Source organism: Streptomyces sp. DT2A-34, from assembly GCF_030499515.1.
In the GTDB taxonomy this organism is placed as follows: domain Bacteria; phylum Actinomycetota; class Actinomycetes; order Streptomycetales; family Streptomycetaceae; genus Streptomyces.
Map to the genome: position 1 here is coordinate 7,289,928 of NZ_JASTWJ010000001.1, position 18,785 is coordinate 7,308,712.

6 protein-coding genes (1 of these 6 only partly in view) are annotated in these 18,785 nt (G+C 72.5%); 3 read left to right on the forward strand and 3 right to left on the reverse strand.

Annotated elements, in window-relative coordinates:
• Positions 1–13,027 carry the 5' portion of a non-ribosomal peptide synthase/polyketide synthase gene (locus QQM39_RS32670; protein WP_302001140.1) on the reverse strand. The gene continues 8,855 nt to the left of window position 1, outside the view, so only the first 13,027 of its 21,882 coding nucleotides appear in the window; its start codon is at positions 13,025–13,027; the stop codon falls past the left edge of the window.
• A gap of 314 nt (positions 13,028–13,341) precedes the next feature.
• Between QQM39_RS32670 and hppD the strand changes: the two genes are divergently transcribed.
• Genes hppD through QQM39_RS32685 form a run of 3 tightly spaced genes read left to right on the forward strand, consistent with a single transcriptional unit; the run spans position 13,342 to position 16,903 of the window.
• The gene (hppD, locus tag QQM39_RS32675) at positions 13,342–14,415 is read left to right on the forward strand and encodes a 4-hydroxyphenylpyruvate dioxygenase (protein WP_302001141.1); all 1,074 of its coding nucleotides are present in this window, start codon (positions 13,342–13,344) and stop codon (positions 14,413–14,415) included.
• A complete protein-coding gene (locus QQM39_RS32680; RefSeq protein ID WP_302001142.1) occupies positions 14,412–15,581 on the forward strand; it encodes an alpha-hydroxy acid oxidase in 1,170 nt (389 codons plus the stop codon). Before hppD ends, QQM39_RS32680 begins: the two co-directional genes overlap by 4 nt.
• Positions 15,578–16,903: a PLP-dependent aminotransferase family protein gene (locus QQM39_RS32685; RefSeq protein WP_302001143.1), complete on the forward strand. Its 1,326-nt coding sequence runs from the start codon at positions 15,578–15,580 to the stop codon at positions 16,901–16,903. Before QQM39_RS32680 ends, QQM39_RS32685 begins: the two co-directional genes overlap by 4 nt.
• A gap of 87 nt (positions 16,904–16,990) precedes the next feature.
• Here QQM39_RS32685 and QQM39_RS32690 read toward each other — a convergent pair.
• Positions 16,991–17,819 (reverse strand): IS5 family transposase gene (locus tag QQM39_RS32690; protein ID WP_302003470.1). Its coding sequence is split into 2 segments (ribosomal slippage): positions 16,991–17,483 and positions 17,482–17,819, totalling 831 coding nucleotides; the frame shifts between segments, so codons are not numbered across the junction.
• 240 nt (positions 17,820–18,059) lie between these two features.
• Complete coding sequence (absA2, locus tag QQM39_RS32695) at positions 18,060–18,725, reverse strand: two component system response regulator (protein WP_302001144.1); 666 nt, start codon at positions 18,723–18,725, stop codon at positions 18,060–18,062.
• Positions 18,726–18,785: the final 60 nt, after the last annotated feature.

Genomic DNA, 18,785 nt, shown 5'->3' on the forward strand with positions numbered 1-18,785 from the left:
TTTCGAGGGTGGTGAGGTGGACGGTTCCGCCGTTGGTGAGGGGGGTCCATAGGGCGGTGATGGTGAGGTCGAAGGCGAGGGGGGAGTGGAGGAGGGTGGTGCCGGTGGTGGCGGTGTAGGTGGTGCGGGTGCGGTGGAGGTAGGTGGCCAGGGAGTGGTGTTCGATGATGACGCCCTTGGGGCGGCCGGTGGAGCCGGAGGTGTAGATCATGTAGGCGGGGTGGCGGGGTGACCACGGCAGGCGCCGTTCGGCGTCGGTGATCGTGGCGGTGGGCTGGTCCGCGTACGAAGCGACAGGAACCGGCTCCGTGAACGTCAGCGCGGGCGCGGCGTCACCGAGCATGTAGTCGATGCGCTCGGCGGGGTAGTCGGGGTCGATGGGCAGGTAGGCGGCGCCGGTCTTGAGGACGGCGAGCATGCTGACGATCGCGTCGAGCGACTTGGGCAGAGCCAGGGCTACGAACTGCTCGGCGCCGAGGCCCTGTTCGAGGAGGTGCCGGGCGAGCTGGTTGCCGCGCCGGTCGAGTTCGCCGTAGGTGAGCGAGTCACCGTCGCACACCACCGCGACCGCGTCCGGCGTACGTATGGCCTGCTCGGCCACCAGCTCGTGCAGCGGCGTGTCGGGCAGCTCGGTCCGCGCCCCGTTCCACTCCACCAGCACCCGCTCCCGCTCGGCCGGGTCGAGGGTGTCGAGGCGTCCGACGGGCAGGTCGGTGTCGGAGACCAGCGTCTCCAGCACCCGCAGCATCCGGTCCGCCAGTGAACGGACCAGCTCCCCGTCGCAGACGTCCGCGCGGTGGTCGAGGCGGAGCTCCAGGGCGGAGTCCCTGGTGTGCGCGACGAGGTTGACGGCGAAGTCCGTGCTCTCGACCGCGTGGAAGCCGGCCACGCGCAGACCGTCGAGCCGACGGCTCGTGACGTCGGCGCTCACCGGGTAGTTCTGGAAGACCATGGCGGTGTCGAAGAGTTCGCTGTGTCCGGCCCAGCGCTGGATGTCGGCCAGGCCGGCCCACTGGTGGTCCAGGAGGCGGGTCTGTTCGGTCTGCAGGCGGCGGAAGAAGCCGCTGAGGGGCTCGGCGTGGTCGAGGCGGGCGCGCACGGGCAGGGTGTTGATGAACAGGCCGATCATCGACTCGACGCCGGGCAGCTCCGGGGGGCGGCCCGAGACGGTGGCGCCGAAGACGACGTCGTCACGGCCGGTGGACTGGGCCAGGGCCAGCGCCCAGGCACCCTGCACCACCGTGTTCATCGTGACGCCCTGGCTCCGCGCCCACGCCGACAGCTCCGCGGTCGCCTTCGCGTCCAGGCCGAAGGCGACGCCCAGCGGGGCCGAGTCGACCGGACCGGCGTCCGGGGCGAGCAGGGTGGCCTCGTCGAGCCCGGCGAGGGACTTCTGCCAGGCCTCCCGGGCGCCGTCCCGGTCACGGGCGTCGAGCCAGGTGAGGTAGTCGCGGTACGGGCGGACGCGGGGCAGCGCCGCGGGGTCGCCGCCGGACGCGTACAGCTCGGTCAGCTCCTGCCAGAGCAAGGGCATCGACCAGCCGTCGAGCACGATGTGATGATTCGTCATCACCAGCCGGACCCGGTCCCCGGACAGGCGTATCGCCGTGAACCGCAGCAGCGGCGGGCACGTCAGGTCGAAGCGGCGCTCCCGGTCCTCGGCGGCGAGCCGGTCGGCCTGAGCACCCCGCTCGTCCGCGGGCAGGCCGGTCAAGTCGGCCTCCCGCCAGTCGGGTTCGACGTCGGCGGGCACCACCTGCACCCATGCGCCCGAGCCGGTCTGCCGGAACCCGGCGCGCAGGTTCGCGTGCCGCCGCAGCAGGGCCTGCGCCGCGGCGCGCATCCGGGCACCGTCGAACGTGCCCTCCAGGTCGAACGCGAGCTGGCCCACGTAGACGTCACGGGCGTTCTCGTCGTACAGGTTGAGGAAGAGGAAGCCCTCCTGGAGGGGAGCGAGCGGCAGGATGTCCTGGACCGCGGGGACGAGGCGCTCCAGGCGCTCGATCTCGCCCTGGTCGAGCGCCGCGTGGGTGATGTCCGACGGGGTCAGTCCGCCGGCGCCGGGGCGGCGGGCCTCTTCGACGAGCTGCTTCAGCGCCCGGAACCAGGCGTCGGCCAGACGCCGGGCGTCCTCGGACTCCAGCTGGGTCCGGGAGTAGGTCCAGCGCGCCCGCAGCCGGGTGCCCGAAGGCGTCTCCCGGGCTACGGCGTTGAGGTCCACGGGGTGGGCCAGCGGCATGGCGCCGTCGATCCCCGCGACATCACCGCCCTCGATGCTCCAGGGATCCTCATGGGCTCCGCCCTGGCCGAGCTGCCCGAGGTAGTTGAAGCCGAACTCGGGGACCGGGAACCGCGCGAGCGCGGTGCGGGTACGGGGGTTGAGGTAGCGCAGCAGGCCGTAGCCGATGCCGTCGCCGGGCACGGCGCGCAGCTGCTCCTTCACGTCCTTCAGCGCCCGGATCGTCGGCGCGTCGCCGTTGGTGGCGGGGGCGGCGGGCGGTGCGAGCAGGACCGGGTACATGGCGGTGAACCAGCCCGCGGTACGGCTGAGTTCCGCGCCCGGCACGGTGTCCTCGTGGCGTCCGTGGCTCTCCAGGTCGACCACGACGGGCGCGTCGGGGTTCTCACCGCGGCCACGCCGCCACTCGGCGACGGCGAGCGCGAAGGTGCTCAGGAGTACGTCGTTGATCGTCGCGTGGCAGACGCCGGGAACCCAGGTGAGCAGGGCCTCGGTGATGTCCGCGTCGAGTTCGGCGGTGATCTCGCCCGCGCTCGCATGGGTGTCCCGCGCGCGGTCGAGGCGCAGTGTGCGCGGGGTGTCGCCGAGCACCGAACGCCAGTGGTCGAGCTCCGCCTCGACGCGCGGTTCCCCGGCGATGTCCGCGAGGGACAGCGCCCACCGCCGCCACGGTGTGTCCACCGGGGCGAGCGGCTCGCCCGCGTAGGCGGCGGCCAGGTCGGGTATGAGGATGCGCCAGGTGACGCCGTCCATGACCAGGTGGTTGGCGACGAGCACGAGCAGACCGTCCCGGTCGGCACCCCGGTCGAGCCAGACGGCCTGGACCATACGGCCGTCCGCCGGGGCCAGCCGCGAACGGGCCGCACGGGCCTGCTCGGTGACCGCGGACCGGACGTCGGACTCGTCGAGGCCCACGGTGTCGTACCGGATCAGGCAGTCGGCCACGGCCACGGAGCCCGGTTCGGGAACCTGGATCGTCCAGTCGCCGGCCACCCGCATGCGCAGGGCGTCATGGTGGTCGAGCACGGTCAGGAGAGCGGCGCCGAGCGCGTCGAAGTCGAGGGCGGCGGGCACGCGGAGCACCAGGGACTGGTTGAACTCGGCCACGTCGGAGCCGAGTTCGGCGAACCAGCCCATCATCGGCGTGCGGGGGGCCGGGCCGTGGGCCGGGATGTCGGCGCCTTGCTGCCGGCGGTCGGTGTCGGGTCCGGCCGTGGCCGACTCGGCGAGCAGCGCGGGCGTCTGGTGTTCGAAGACGTCGCGCACCGACAGGACGAGACCTGCCCCGCGGGCCCGGCCGACGAGCTGGATGGACAGGATGCTGTCCCCGCCGAGGTCGAAGAAGCCGTCGTCGATCCCGACGGACTCCACCCCGAGGACGTCGGCGAACAGCTCGGACAGCAGCCGCTCCCGCGGGTTGCGGGCGGTGCGCCCCGACGTCCGCGCGGAGTAGTCGGGGGCGGGCAGCGCTTTGCGGTCCAGCTTGCCGTTGATCGTCAGCGGCAGGGTGTCCAGGGCGACGAACGCGGTCGGGATCATGTGGTCGGGCAGCGTCTCGCGCAGTTCGGCACGGAGCGCGGCGGCGTCCAGGGTGTGACCGGGCTCGGGTACGACGTACGCCACGAGCCGCCGGTCGCCCGGCCGGTCCTCCCGCACGATCACGGCCGCCCTCGCCAGGTGCGGGCGCTCGGTGATGACCGCCTCGATCTCGGTCGGCTCGATCCGCAGGCCGCGGATCTTGACCTGGGTGTCGACCCGTCCCAGATACTCCAGCTCACCGTTCGGCAGCCAGCGCACCAGGTCACCGGTCCGGTACAGCCGGGTGCCGGGCGCCCCGAACGGGTTGGCCACGAACCGCTCCGCGGAGAGCGCGGGCCGCCCGTGGTAGCCGCGGGCCAGGTGCGGACCGGCCGCGTAGAGCTCGCCGGGGACACCGGGGGCGACCGGGCGCAGCGCGGCGTCCAGCACGTACACCGCGGTGTTGGTGACGGGGGAGCCGATGGGCGGGGTGAGGGGCCCGGACAGCGGACCGCTCATCGTCGAGCAGACCGTGGTCTCCGTGGGGCCGTAGGAGTTGAGCATCGTACGGCCGCCGGACCAGCGCTCCACCAGCTCCGGCGGGATCGTCTCCGCGCCCACGACGAGGGTGAGCCCGTCGGGCAGCGAACCCTCGGGCAGCAGCCCGAGGACGGAGGTCGTCAGGCTGAGATGGGTCGCCGCGTACCGGGTCGCCAGCTCGGCCAGTTCGGGCCCCGGCGTGGTCTCCTGGGGCGCGACGACGAGGGTGGCGCCGGTGAGGAGAGCCATCGCCAGCTCCCAGAACGACGCGTCGAAGCTCGGGGAGAGGTGCTGCAGGATCCTGCTGTCCGGCCCGGCCGCGCAGTCGCGGGTGAAGATGTCGACCAGGCCCGGCAGACCGGTGTGGGTGACGACGACACCCTTGGGCCGGCCCGTGGTGCCGGAGGTGTAGATCATGTACGCCGGGTGTTCGGGGCGCAGCGGCGTCGGCCGTTCCCCGTCGGTGACATCGTGCGCGGGCAGTCCGGCGACGGCCGCCGCGGTCTCGGCGCTGTCGATCAGGAGAAGTGGTGCGGCTGTGTCCGGGAGCCCGGCGGCGCCGGCGGACGTGGTGACGACGAGCGTGGGCGCGGCGTCCCCGACGAGATGGGCGATCCGCTCGGCCGGGTACGCGGGGTCGACGGGCAGATAGGCCGCGCCCGCCTTGAAGGCGGCGAGCGCCGAGACGACCAGGTCGGCCGAGCGGGGCAGGGCCATCGCCACGAACTCCTCGGGGCCCGCGCCCAGTTCGAGGAAGCGGCGGGCCAGCCGGTTCGCCCGCGCGTTGAGCTCGCCGTACGACAGGGCCTGCCCGTCGAACTCGACGGCGATGCGCTCCGGCGCCTCGGCGGCATGGGTCTCGACATACTCGGCGAAGGTCCGGCCGACCGGCTCGCGCGGTGTGTCGTTCCACTCGACCAGGACGCGGTCCAGCTCCTGACGGCTGAGGACGTCGACGTCACCGATGTGTCGCCCGGGGTCGCCGACCAGGGCGTCGAGGAGCCGCAGGAAGCGGTCCACCAGTGCGCTGACCGTGCCCTTGTCGAAGAGGTCGGTGCTGTACTCGGCCGCGCCGAACAGTCCGGCGGGAGCGCCCTCGGCGTCGCGGTGCTCGGCGATCTCGAAGGCCAGGTCGAGCTTGGCGATCCCGGTGGCGACGGGCAGCAGCGTCACGCCGAGGCCGGTCGCGGCCAGCGCGGCGAGCGCGTCCTGCTGGGTGGTGTCCAGGCTCAACAGCACCTGGAACAGCGGGTTGTGGGAGAGCGACCTGGTCGGGCTGAGGACATCCACCAGGTGTTCGAAGGGCAGCTCCTGGTGGTCGTAGGCGGTCAGGTCGGTGGCCCGCACCCGGTCGAGCAGCTCGCGGAAGGTGGGGTTGCCGCTGGTGTCGGTGCGCAGCACCAGGGTGTTGACGAAGAAGCCGACGACCTGGTCGAGGGCGTCGTCGGTCCGTCCCGCCACCGGCGTGCCGACGGGGATGTCGTCACCGGCCCCCATCCGGGACAGCAGGGCGGCCAGAGCAGCCTGGAGCACCATGAAGACGCTGGTGCGGGACTCCCTGGCCAGCTCCACGACGCCCCGGTGCAGCTCCGCGCGGACGGTCAGCGGAACACGGTCGCCGCGGTGCGAGGCGACGGCCGGGAGCGGCCGGTCCGCGGGCAGGTCGAGCCGGTCGGGCAGACCGGCCAGGGCCTGCTTCCAGTGGGCGAGCTGGCGGCCGGCCGGGCTGGTGGCGTCGGACGCGTCTCCGAGCGACGCGCGCTGCCACAGCGCGAAGTCCGCGTACTGCACGGGCAGGGGCGTCCAGTCGGGGGCGCGACCGGCCGCGCGGGCCGTGTACGCCGTGGCGAGGTCGTGGATCAGCGGGCCGAGGGACCAGCCGTCACCCGCGATGTGATGCACCATCAGCAGCAGCACGTGCTCGTCGTCGGCGAGCCGGAACAGTTCCGCCTTCACCGGGATGTCGGTCCGCAGGTCGAAGCAGTGCCGGGCGGCCTCTGCGAGGAGCTGGTCGAGCCGCTCCTCGACGGTGCCGGTCAGCGGCAGCTCGAAGCGCACGCCGGCGGCGTCGAGCACGGTCTGCCGGGCGCCCTGCTCGTCCTCGGTGAAGACGGTCCGCAGGCTTTCGTGGCGGGCGATCACGTCCCGGAAGGCCGCGCGCAGCGCCTCCGGGTCGAGCCCGCCGGTCAGCCGCAGCGCACCGGTGATGTTGTAGGTGGGTGAGGGGCCTTCGAGCTGGTGCAGGAACCACAGCCGCTGCTGTGCGTACGACAGCGGCAGCCGCTCGGGACGCTCGCCGGCCGTCAGCGGTGTCCTGGCGTGCTCCGCCCGGTCCAGGGCCGCGGAGAGCCCGGCGACCGTGGGCGTCTCGAAGAGCTGCCGCACCGACAGCTCGACCCCCAGGGTGCTGCGGATGCGGCCGGCCAGCTTGGTGGCGAGCAGGGAGTGGCCGCCGAGGTCGAAGAAGTTGTCGTCGATGGTCAGGCGGGGAACCGCGAGCACCTCGACGAAGAGGGAGCACAGGATCTCCTCGCGCGGCCCGCGCGGAGCGCGTCCCGTGACCTGCCCGGAGTGGGCGGGGGCGGGCAGCGCCTTGCTGTCGAGCTTGCCGTTGGGCGTCAACGGCAGGGCGTCCAGGGTGACGAACGCCGAGGGCAGCATGTAGTCCGGCAGTTGGGCGGCGGCATGGTCGTGGAGCGCGCGGGCACTCACGTCGGCACCGGTCACCACGTACGCGACGAGCCGCAGGTCGCCCGGGACGTCCTCGCGCGGCACCACGGTCACGTCGTCGACCGAGGAGTGGGCCGCGAGCACGGCCTCGATCTCGCCGAGCTCGATCCGGAAGCCGCGGATCTTCACCTGCTGGTCGGCGCGCCCCAGGTAGTCGAGGCCGCCGTCGGACCGGCGCCTGGCCAGGTCGCCCGTGCGGTACATCCGGGTGCCCGTCTCGCCGAAACGCGCGGCGTACGGGTCGGCGGGGAAGCGGTCCGCGGTGAGGCCGGGGCGGCCCAGGTAGCCGAGGGCGAGGCCGGCCCCGGCGACGTACATCTCCCCGGTGACGCCGGGCGCGGTGGGGCGCAGTCGGTCGTCGAGGACGTAGACCCGCAGGTCGGGGATGTTGACGCCGATGGTGCTCGCCGAGGCGGCGGCAGCGGTGGCCCGGTCCAGCGCGAAGTGGGAGACGTGGACGGTGGTTTCGGTGATGCCGTACATGTTGACCAGGACCGGGGCGTCCTCGGCGTGCCGCTCGTACCAGTCCGCGAGGCGGGACAGGTCGAGTGCCTCGCCGCCGAACACCACGTAGCGCAGGGCGAGTTCGGGCCGCTGCTCGCGGTCGGCCGCGGCCAGCTGGTAGAACGCCGAAGGCGTCTGGTTCAGGACGGTGACCCGCTCCCGTTCGAGAAGGGTCAGGAACGCGGCGGGGTCCCGGCTGACGGCGTGCGGTACGACGACGAGCCGGCCGCCGTGCAGGAGCGGCCCCCACAGCTCCCAGACGGAGAAGTCGAACGCGTAGGAGTGGAAGAGGGTCCACACGTCCCGCTCGTCGAAGCCGAACCAGTGCTCGGTGGCGGAGAAGAGCCGCACGACGTTGTGGTGCGGCACGGCCACACCCTTGGGCCGTCCCGTCGAGCCCGAGGTGTAGATGACGTAGGCGGTGTCCCGTGGGTCGAGCGGCCTGACCCGCTCGCTCTGGGCGAGGTCGTCCGAGCGGTACGCGTCCGGCCCGTCGCCGTCCGCTTCCGTGAGGTCGCCGAGGACGATGCGGGGCACCTCGTGGGCGGGCAGCCGCTCGGCGGTGTCGCGGTCGGTGAGCAGCACCGCGGGCGCCGCGTCGGACAGCGCGTAGGCGAGCCGGTCGGCCGGATAGCCGGGGTCGAGCGGCACATAGGCGGCACCCGCCTTGACCACGGCGAGCAGCGCCACGACCAGTTCGGCCGAGCGGGGCAGCGCGAGCGCGACCAGCGCGTCGGGCCCGATCCCGCGGGCGACGAGCAGCCGGGCGAGGCGGTTGGCACGCGAGTTGAGCTCGCCGTACGACAGAGATGTGCCCTCGAAGGTCAGTGCCGTGCGGTCGGCGTGGCGGGCCGCCTGCCGCTCGAAGAGCTCGGGCAGCGTGGCCGCGACGGACTCGCCGAGGGCGGCGGCGGAGTCAGGCCGGTTGGCCGCCACGAGCAGCGCGTGGTGTTCGCCGGGGACGAGGACGTCGACGTCGCCCAGGCGCGCGTCGGGCTCCGCGACGACCTCCGTGAGGAGCCGCACCAGCCGCTCGGTGAGGGCGCGGACGGTCCCGGCGTCGAACAGCTCCGTGCTGAACTCCACCGCGAGGTTCAGCCCGGCCGGCTCGCCCTCGGCGTCGCGGTTCTCGTCGAAGGCGAACACGAGGTCGAACCTGGACAGGCCGGTGTGCACGGGCATGAGCGTCGCGCTGACGCCGGGCAGCCGGCCCAGCTCGCCCAAGGCGTCCTGCTGGGTGGTGTCGAAGGTCAGCGCCACCTGGAACAGCGGGTGGTGGGAGGTGCTGCGGTCCGGGTTGAGCGCCTCGACGAGCCGCTCGAAGGGCACGTCCTGGTGGGCGTAGGCGGCCAGGTCGGTGTCGCGGACCCGGCCGAGGAGCTCGCGGAAGGTCGGGTCGCCGCTGGTGTCCGTGCGCAGCACGAGCGTGTTGACGAAGAAGCCGATCAGGTTCTCCACCGCCGCGTCGGTACGCCCCGCGATGGTGGAGCCGATCGGTACGTCCTCACCCGCGCCGAGCCGCGTCAGGAGCCCCGCGAGCGCGGCCTGGAGCACCATGAACACGCTGGTCCGGGTCTCGGTGGCCAGCCCGGCCAGCGAGCGGTGCAGATCGGCGGGCACGGTCACGTCGAGCCGGTCCCCGGCGTTGTCGCGCCGTGCGGGACGCGGCCGGTCGGTGGGCAGTTCGAGCCGCTCCGGCAGGCCGGCCAGGGCCTGTCGCCAGTGGGAGAGCTGCCGGGCGCCCTCGCTCTCGCCGTCCCCGTCGGCGCCGAGGAGTTCGTGCTGCCAGAGCGTGTAGTCGGCGTACTGCACCGGCAGCGGCGCCCAGTCGGGGGCCGCGCCGCCGAGCCGGGCGGCGTAGGCGGCCCCCAGATCACGGGCGAGCGGGGCCAGCGACCAGCCGTCCCCGGCGATGTGGTGCAGCACCAGCAGCAGCACGTGCTCGTCCGGTGCCACCCGCAACAGCGCGGTGCGCAACGGCACTTCACCGGTGAGGTCGAAGGGGTGGCGGGCCACCCGGGCGATGTCCTCGGTCAGCCGCTCCGCGTCGCTGTCGACCATCTCCAGGCGGGGCGCCGCCTGCTCCGCGGACAGGATCACCTGGTGCGGGCCGTGCTCGTCCTCCGCGAAGACGGTGCGCAGGCTCTCGTGCCGGGCGACCACATCACCGATCGCCGCCGACAGGGCGGCGCCGTCCAGGTGGCCGGTGAGCCGCAGCGCGGCCGGGATGTTGTACAGCGGCGACGGGCCCTCGAACTGGTGGATGAACCACAGGCGTCGCTGGGCGAAGGAGAGGGGAAGGCGGTCGGGCCGCTGCCGGGCGGTGACCGCCGTACGGGCCCGGCCGGTCTCGTCGAGTGCCACAGCGAGCTCCGCCACGCTCGGCGACTCGAAGACCCGCTGGATCGACAGCTCCGCCCCGAGGGCGGTGCGGATGCGGCTGATCAGCTGTGTGGCGAGCAACGAGTGGCCGCCCAGCTCGAAGAAGCCGTCGTCGACGCCGACCGCGTCCACCCCGAGGACCTCGGCGAACAGCGTGCACAGCAGTTCCTCGCGCGGGGTGCGCGGTGCCCGGCCGCCGGACCGCTCCGTGCGGTCGGGGACGGGCAGGGCCCTGCGGTCGAGCTTGCCGTTCGGCGTGACCGGCAGCTCCGGCAGGGTGACGTACGCCGAGGGGACCATGTAGTCCGGCAGCAGCTCGCGCAGCCGGGCGGTGAGCGCCGCGGAGCCGGGCCCGGTGTCGCCCGAGGGGACGGTGTAGGCGACGAGGCGCTGGTCGCCGGGCCGGTCCTCGCGCAGCACCACCGCGGCCTGGCCGACCTCCGGCTGCCGGACGAGGGCGGCCTCGATCTCGCCGAGTTCGATGCGGAAGCCGCGCAGCTTGACCTGCTGGTCGGCGCGGCCGAGATAGTCGAGGCTGCCGTCGTGGTTCCAGCGCGCGAGGTCGCCCGTGCGGTACATCCGGCTGCCCGGCGCGCCGTGCGGGTCGGCGGTGAAGCGCTCGGCACTGAGGCCGGGGCGGCCCAGGTAGCCGCGGGCGAGCTGGACACCGGCGATGTAGAGCTCGCCGGGCACGCCCGCGGGCACCGGGCGCAGCGCGGCGTCGAGCACCCGCATCCGGGTGTTCCACACCGGGCGGCCGATCGGCACCGGGCCGGTGCCCGAGTCCTCGGCGCACGGCCAGTACGTCACGTCGACGGCGGCTTCCGTGGGCCCGTACAGGTTGTGCAGCGGGACGTCCGACACGGCCTGGAACCGCGTGCGCAGCTCGGCCGAGAGGGCCTCGCCGCTGCAGAAGACCCGGCGCAGCCCCGTCAGTGAGGCCGCGGCGGGCTCGCGCAGGAACACGTCGAGCATCGACGGCACGAAGTGGAGGGTGGTGACGCCCTCGCGCCGGATGACGTCGGCCAGATAGGCCGGGTCCAGATGGCCCTCGGGCCGCGCGACGACCAGCGTGGCGCCCTGGGTGAGGGGCCAGAAGAACTCCCACACGGACACGTCGAAGCCGGACGGGGTCTTCTGCAGCACCCGGTCGGAGGCATCGAGGCCGTAGGTGTGCTGCATCCAGGCCAGGCGGTTGACGATCGACCGGTGGGAGATCACCACACCCTTGGGCCGGCCGGTGGACCCGGAGGTGTAGATGACGTAGGCGGGGTGCCGCGGATCGAGCGCCGCCGCCGGTGCCGCCCCGGCGGGCTCCGGGGCCGGGGCAGGGACCGGTCCGTCCAGGACCAGCCGGGGGGTGCCGTCGTCCGGCAGCCGCTCCTCGGTGTCCGACGTGGTCAGGACGAGCATGGCGCCCGCGTCCTGCAGGATGTGCGCGATGCGGTCCGCCGGATAGCCGGGGTCGACGGGGACGTACGCCGCGCCCGACTTCAGCACGGCGAGCAGGGCGACGACGAGTTCCGTCGACCGGGGGACGGCGACCGCGACGAAGCGCTCCGGGCCGGCTCCGCGGGCGACCAGGCTCCTGGCCAACTCCTCGGCGCGGCCGTCCAGTTCGGCGTACGTCAGAGAACTTCCCTCGTACGCGACGGCCTCGTGGTCCGGGGTGCGGGCGGCCTGCGCGGCGAGCAGCCGGGGCAGCGTCGCGTCGGGCACCTCGTGCGCGGTGTCGTTCCACTGCGTGAGGATGCGGTGCCGTTCGTCCGGCGTGAGCAGCGCGGCCTGGTCGAGAGGTGCGGTGGGGTCGGCCGCCAGGTCCTCTAGGAACCGGACGAAGCGCTCCTGGAGGAAGGTCAGGTCCCGCGCGTCGTACACCTGCGGGTTGCCCTCGAAGTCGACGCGGAGCCCGGAGTCGGGGGTGCCGGTCAGGACGAAGTTCAGGTCGGTCGTCGGGCCGGAACTGATGCTGCGCATCACGCCGAGCGGGCCGCCGAAGTCGACGGGCCGGTAGGGCATGACGTTGACCGTCGGGGCGAGCACGCCCGAGCCGCCGAGTTCGCGGTTCAGGTCCTCGCCGCGGTACCGGCTGTGCGCCATGAGGCCGCGCAACGCGTCGGACACGGTCTCGATCAGCTGGGCGAAGGTCTGGCCCGGGCGCACGGTCAGCCGCAGCGGCAGCCGGTTGGAGACCATGCCGGGCGTGGTGCGGGCGTTGGCGCCGTACCGGCCCGTGACCGGCACCGACAGCACGATGTCCTGAGCGCCCGTCATCCGGTGCAGGAAGGCGCCCACGCCGGCGATCACCACGCGCGCCCAGGCGGAGCCGGTCGCCTCGGCGGCCCGCTCCAGCACACCCGTGCGCTCCGGGCCGAGGGCGAGGCTCGCCACGGTGGGCGCCAGGACGAGCCCACTGCTGCGGCCGGTGAGCGAGACGGGCTCGGGAACGTCGGCGAACAGCTCGGTCCAGTAGGCGCGGTCCTTGGCGTGCCGGGCGGAGGCGCGGTAGGTCTCCTCGGTGGCGACCAGCTGGTCCATGTCGCCGAAGGAGCAGGGCGGTACGGCACGCCCCTGCGTCAGCGCCCGGTAGACCTCGGCGAGCCGCTCGTAGAACAGGGACATGCTGGTGCCGTCGATCACGATGTGATGGACGCCCAGGTAGTACAGGTGCCGGCCGCCGCCGAGCGTGAACAGCGCGTGGCTGCTGAGGCCGGGCCGGTCGAGCGCCACCGGCGTCGCGCGGTCCCGCTCCATCCAGCGGATCGCCTCGGCCTGCGGGTCCTCGTGCCCGGTGAGGTCGAAGTGCCGCAGCAGCACCGGGGTGTACGGCACGCCGTCCGGGCCCTCGGTCTCGTCCGCGCCCTCCGGGGCGAGGGGGCAGTACGCGCGGTACGGGCGTCCCTGCTCGTCGGTGAGGAAGCGGGAGCAGAGGGTCTCCGTCTCGGCCATCGTGTGCCGCAGGGCCGCGCTCAGTACGGCGTGGTCCAGCGGGCCGTCGATCTCCAGGCAGGAGCCGGTCTTGTAGTGCGCACCTCGCGGGTCCAGCTGCTGCGCGAGCCACACCTCGTGCTGCGCACTGGTCAGGCCGTGCCGAATGGACGAGAGCTCAGACACCTGTCTCCTCACAATCTTCCGCCGGAACCCCCGGCCTTTTCATGCCGCGCAGAAAAATAATCGAGGTGCCGCTTGAGTGACATTCAATTAAGGGCGAACTGGGACGCTAGCAAGGCTCGGAGGAGCTGGTCAACATACTTATCCAGGCGGATAACCGCAGGTAGGGAGCTTGATATCCAGCCGATAGCGAGGGTATACGAGCGATTTGTAGAGTGTAGGCACGTGCATTTCCCTTTCCTGATCGAGAATTTCGGGAGCCGTCTTTCCGACGGGTGTTCCCGCGTTTCTCCCTTTCTCTTCATTGGAGAGCCGCCATGCCGCCAAGTGCCATTGCGTACGCCGAGCTGTACGTCACGGACGACCGGGATGCCTCCGGCTTCCTCATCGACAGCCTCGGCTTCGTGCCCCTGGCCGTGGCGGGCCCCGCCACCGGTACCCACGACCGCAGGTCCACCGTGCTGCGCAGCGGCGAGGTCACCCTCGTGGTCACCCAGGCGCTGCAGCCGGGAACGGCCGTCGCCCGGCACGTCGAGGAGCACGGCGACTCCATCGCCGACCTCGCGTTCAGCTGTGACGACGTCCAGTCCTGCTTCGACCGGGCCGTCCTCGCCGGCGCCACCGCACTGCAGCAGCCGACCCCTTCGCTCCGGCGCGGCCAGGACACCTGGTTCGCCGCCGTCTCCGGGTTCGGGGACGTCCGGCACACCCTGATCGCCGCGACCGACGACCGTGCGGGGCAGCTGCCGCCCGACCGGGACTGGGCGCTCCTGCCGGCCGCCACGGACCCCGCGGCGCCCCGGCCGGTCCTCGACCACGTCGCGGTCTGCCTCGAAGCCGGCACCCTGCGCCGCACCGCCGAGTTCTACGAGGCCGCCTTCGACATGCCCTTCTACTCCTCCGAGTACATCGAGGTGGGCGACCAGGCGATGGACTCCATCGTGGTGCGCAACGCCGAGGGCGGCATCACCTTCACCCTCATCGAGCCCGACGACACGCGGCTGCCGGGCCAGATCAACCAGTTCCTGAACGCCCACAACGGCCCGGGAGTCCAGCACCTGGCCTTCCTCGTGGACGACATCGTCGGTTCGGTCCGCGCGCTCGGCGACCGCGGCGTGGCCTTCCTGCGCACCCCCGGCGCCTACTACGACCTTCTCACCGAGCGCGTCAGCGACATGGCCGACGCCATCGCCGACCTGCGCGAGACCAACGTCCTCGCCGACCGCGACGAGTGGGGCTACCTGCTGCAGATCTTCACCCGCTCGCCCTACCCGCGCGGCACCCTCTTCTACGAGTACATCCAGCGCAACGGCGCGCGCGGCTTCGGCAGTTCGAACATCAAGGCGCTGTACGAGGCCGTCGAGAGGGAGCGGGAAGTGGCCGGTCGATGACGTCCGCCACCGAGCGGGAGCCGCTCACGCTCGACGACTTCGCCGAGCGCGCACGGCACGAACTGCCGCCCGATGTATGGGACTTCATCGCCGGTGGCGCGGGCCGGGAGCGGACGCTGGCCGCCAACGAGGCCGTCTTCGACACCGTACGGCTGCGCCCCAGGGCGCTGCCCGGCATCGAGGAACCGGACACCTCCGTCGAGGTGTTCGGCTCCCGCTGGTCGGCTCCCGTCGGGATCGCACCCGTGGCCTACCACTCACTCGCCCACCCGGACGGCGAGACGGGCACGGCCGTCGCCACGGGCCGGCTCGGACTCCCGCTCGTCGTCAGCACCTTCGCGGGCCGGACCCTCGAAGAGGTGGCCGACGCGGCCGGCGCCCCGCTGTGGCTCCAGCTGTACTGCTTCCGCGACGCCGAGACCACGCTCGGCCTCGCCCGTCGTGCGCGCGACAGCGGCTACCAGGCCCTGGTGCTCACCGTCGACACCCCCTTCACCGGCCGTCGCCTGCGCGACCTGCGCAACGGCTTCGCGGTCCCCGCCCATGTGACCCCGGCCAACCTGGCCGGGTCGGCCGCCGCGGGGAGCGCGACTCCCGGAGCGCACAGCAGGCTGGCCTTCGACCGCTCCCTCGACTGGTCCGCCGTGGCACGGCTGCGGGACCTGAGCGGGCTGCCCGTACTCGCCAAAGGCGTCCTCACCGCGCGGGACGCCGAGGCGGCGGTGGCCGCGGGCGTCGCGGGCATCATCGTCTCCAACCACGGCGGCCGCCAACTCGACGGCGTCCAAGCCAGTTTGGAGGCGCTGCCCGAGGTGGTGTCCGCCGTGCGCGGCCGCTGCCCCGTCTTCCTCGACGGCGGCATCCGCTCCGGCGCCGACGTCCTGGTCGCGCTGGCCCTCGGCGCCCGCGCCGTGTTCGTCGGCCGGCCCGCACTGTACGCCCTGGCCGCCGGCGGCAGCGAGGGCGTGCACCGGATGCTCACCCTGCTGATCGCGGAGTTCGCCGACACCATGGTGCTCACCGGCCACGCGTCGCCCGGCACGATCGACGCGGACACCGTGATCCTGCCGGGACACAGCCGCCCGAACCCCGAGAACACAGGGCCGCACACCCTGCCGCACACCGTGCCGCACACCATGTCGTACACAGACAGGAGTCCCGGATGACGACCATGTCAGGGAGCACGGACCGGACAGGCGTCCTGCCGCGGACCGCTCTGCACGCCAGCCTGTCCGCGCCGCTGCTCGACACGATGACCTTCCTCAACGAGGTCACCCTCCGCCATCCGCAGGCGATCTCCTTCGCCCCGGGACGGCCGTACGAAGGCGACTTCGACGTCGCGCGCGTACCCGGACTCATCGAGACCTACCTCGACCACCTGCGCGAGCAGGGCCACTCCGAGGAACGCGTGCGCACGGCGCTCTACCAGTACGGCGAGACCGCGGGACAGATCAGGGACATCGTCGCCCGCATGCTCGACGTCGACGAGGACATGACGGTGGACCCCGCGTCCGTGGTGGTGACGGTCGGCTGCCAGGAAGCCGTCCTGCTCACGCTCCGCGCGCTGTTCACGGGCCCCGACGACGTGCTCCTCGTCGACAGTCCCTCGTACGTCGGCGTCACCGGCGCGGCCAGTCTGCTCGGGATCCCCGTCGTCGCGGTGCCCGGCACCCCGCACGGGCCGAGCCTGGAGGGAATCGAGCGCGCCGTACGGGAGATCGAGGCGAGCGGCCGGCGCGCCAGGTGTCTGTACGTGGTGCCCGACTGCTCCAACCCCACCGGGGTCAGCATGCGCCGCGAGGCCCGTACGGCCCTGCTCGACGCCGCGGACCGGCTCGGACTGCTGCTCCTGGAGGACAACCCCTACGGCGTCTTCAGCACGGTGCGGCGGCCTACGCTCAAGTCCCTCGACACCCAGCGGCGCGTCATCTACCTCGGCTCCTTCGCGAAGACCGCCTTCCCGGGCGCGCGCGTCGGGTTCGTGGTCGCCGACCAGCTGGTCGAGAGCGCGGACGGCCGGGCACCGGGGCTGCTCGCCGACGAACTGGCCAAGGTCAAGAGCATGGTCACCGTCAACACCTCCAGCCTGAGCCAGGCAGCGGTCGCCGGGCTGCTCCTGCAGAACGGCGGCGGGCTGCGGGCGGCGAACGAGGCATCGGCACGCCACTACCAGTCCACCATGAGGTGTCTGCGGGAGTCCCTCGCCGCCGAACTGCCCGCGGGAGCACCGGAGTCGGCCGGGGTGCGGTGGAACGACCCCGACGGCGGGTTCTTCCTGACGCTCGACGTCCCGTTCGCCGCGGACGGGGCCGCGTTGGACATCTCGGCGGACAAATACGGCGTCATCTGGACGCCGATGCGCCACTTCCACCTGGACGACGCGGGGGACCGGCAGATCCGGCTCTCCTGCAGCTACCTCACCACCGACCAGGCCGCCGAGGGGGCGGCGCGACTGGCCCGCTTCATCAAGGACCAGGCGCGGAACTGAACCCCCGCCCGATGTCGCCAGGGGCCTGCGCCGCCGGATCGGCAGCGCAGGCCCCTGACATATGGCCCTAGGCGGTGTCTTCAAATGTCACGCCCACATCAGGAGCGATGCGAGGGTGACGGCTGCTTGGTAGGACTCGGCGGTCTTCTCGTAGCGGGTGGCGATGCCTCGCCACTGCTTCAAGCGGTTGAAGCATCGTTCGACCACGTTGCGCCGCTTGTAGAGCTGCTTGTCGAAGGCGGGCGGGCGCCCGCCGCGGTGGCCGCGCCGGAGCCGGTTGCGGATCTGGTCGGAACGTTCCGGAATGGTGTGGCCGACGCCCCGCCGCCTGAGCCAGGCCCGGATCGCTTTGGAGCTGTAGCCCTTGTCGCCGATGACGTGGTCGGGCCGGACACGGGGCCGTCCCGGCCCGAGGCGAGGCACCCGTATCGCGTCCATCACGGCGGTGAACTGGGTGCAGTCGTTGGTGTTCCCGCCTGTGACGGTGAAGGCGAGCGGGCGTCCCAGGGCATCGCATGCCAGGTGAATCTTGCTGGTCAGGCCGCCTCGGGACCGACCGAGTCCGGGGCTGCGGAGCCCCCTTTCGGGCCCCGGCAGCGTGCTGGTGGGCACGGACCACGGTTGAGTCGATCGACACGAGCCAGTCGATGTCGCCGCTCGCGTCCGCCCTCGACTGGGCGGCCTGGAGCATCCGCTCGAACGTGCCGTCCAGGGCCCACCGGCGAAACCGGGTGTGCAGCGTGGCCCACGGACCGTACCGCTCGGGCACGTCCCGCCAGGCCGTCCCGGTACGGAACTTCCACACGATCCCGTTGAGCACGGTGCGGTCGTCCAGCCGCTTCCTGCCCCGCAACGATGCGGGCAGCAGCGGCCGGACGAACTCCCATTCGGCATCCGACAGTTCATGTCGACGTATCACCCGACCATGATCCACCACTCAAGATCATTTGAAGACACCGCCTAGGCCCTGTCGTCAAATTCCCGCCTGCCGCGCGACGCCATGCACGCTCCCCCAGAGGGGGCACCCCCACTCGCCGCACCGCGCGAAAGCCCAAGTAGCTCCGCTACGAGGGCTTCCACGCGGCACGCCGACAGCACGCACCTGACGCCGCGCGGCCCGCCCTTCGGGCGGACGACGGGAATTTGACGACAGGGCCTAGTTGAGATCGATGTCCTTCACCAGGCCCGCCTCGTAGGCGATGATCGCCGCCTGCACCCGGTTGCGCACCTCCAACTGGTTGAAGATCGCGCTGACATACGTCTTGATGGTGCCCTCGACCAGGTGCAGCCGCTGGGCGATCTCGGCGTTCGACAGGCCGGCGCCCAGCATCCCCAGGACCTCCTGCTCACGCTTGGTCAGCAGGGTCGTGCGCTCGCCCGAGACCTCCGCGCGGGGCGACGGGGCCCGGCGCAGTTCGGTCATCAGCCGGCGCGCCACCAGCGGGGAGAGACAGGAGCCCCCGGCCGCCACGGCCCGCACCCCGGAGATCAGGTCCCGCGGATCGGACGCCTTGAGCAGGAACCCGGCCACTCCCTGGTCCAGGGCCCGCTCGATGTACTTGTCCTCGCCGAAGGTGGTGAGGATGACCACCCCGGTGTCCGGGTTGGTGGTCCGCAGTTCACCCGCGGCTGTCAGGCCGTCCATCTCCGGCATCCGGATGTCGAGCAACGCCACATCGGGGCGGTGTTTGCGGGCCAGTTCGACCGCCTCACGCCCGTCGGACGCCTCGGCGACCACCTCGATGCCCGGCTCGGTGGTGAGGATGGAGCGAACCCCGGCCCTGATGATGGTCTCGTCGTCGGCGAGCAATACGCGAATCATCCGATCCTTCCCTGCTGGTTTCTGCTCATCGGCCCCGCGGGCGGCCGCCGCCGGGCGCGC

What these genes read in the sequence shown, in the direction of transcription:
- hppD (WP_302001141.1), top strand. Translation starts at nt 13,342, where the DNA reads ATGCCGCCAAGTGCCATTGCGTACGCCGAGCTGTACGTCACGGACGAC.
- QQM39_RS32680 (WP_302001142.1), top strand. Translation starts at nt 14,412, where the DNA reads ATGACGTCCGCCACCGAGCGGGAGCCGCTCACGCTCGACGACTTCGCC.
- QQM39_RS32685 (WP_302001143.1), top strand. Translation starts at nt 15,578, where the DNA reads ATGACGACCATGTCAGGGAGCACGGACCGGACAGGCGTCCTGCCGCGG.
- absA2 (WP_302001144.1), bottom strand. Translation starts at nt 18,725, where the DNA reads ATGATTCGCGTATTGCTCGCCGACGACGAGACCATCATCAGGGCCGGG.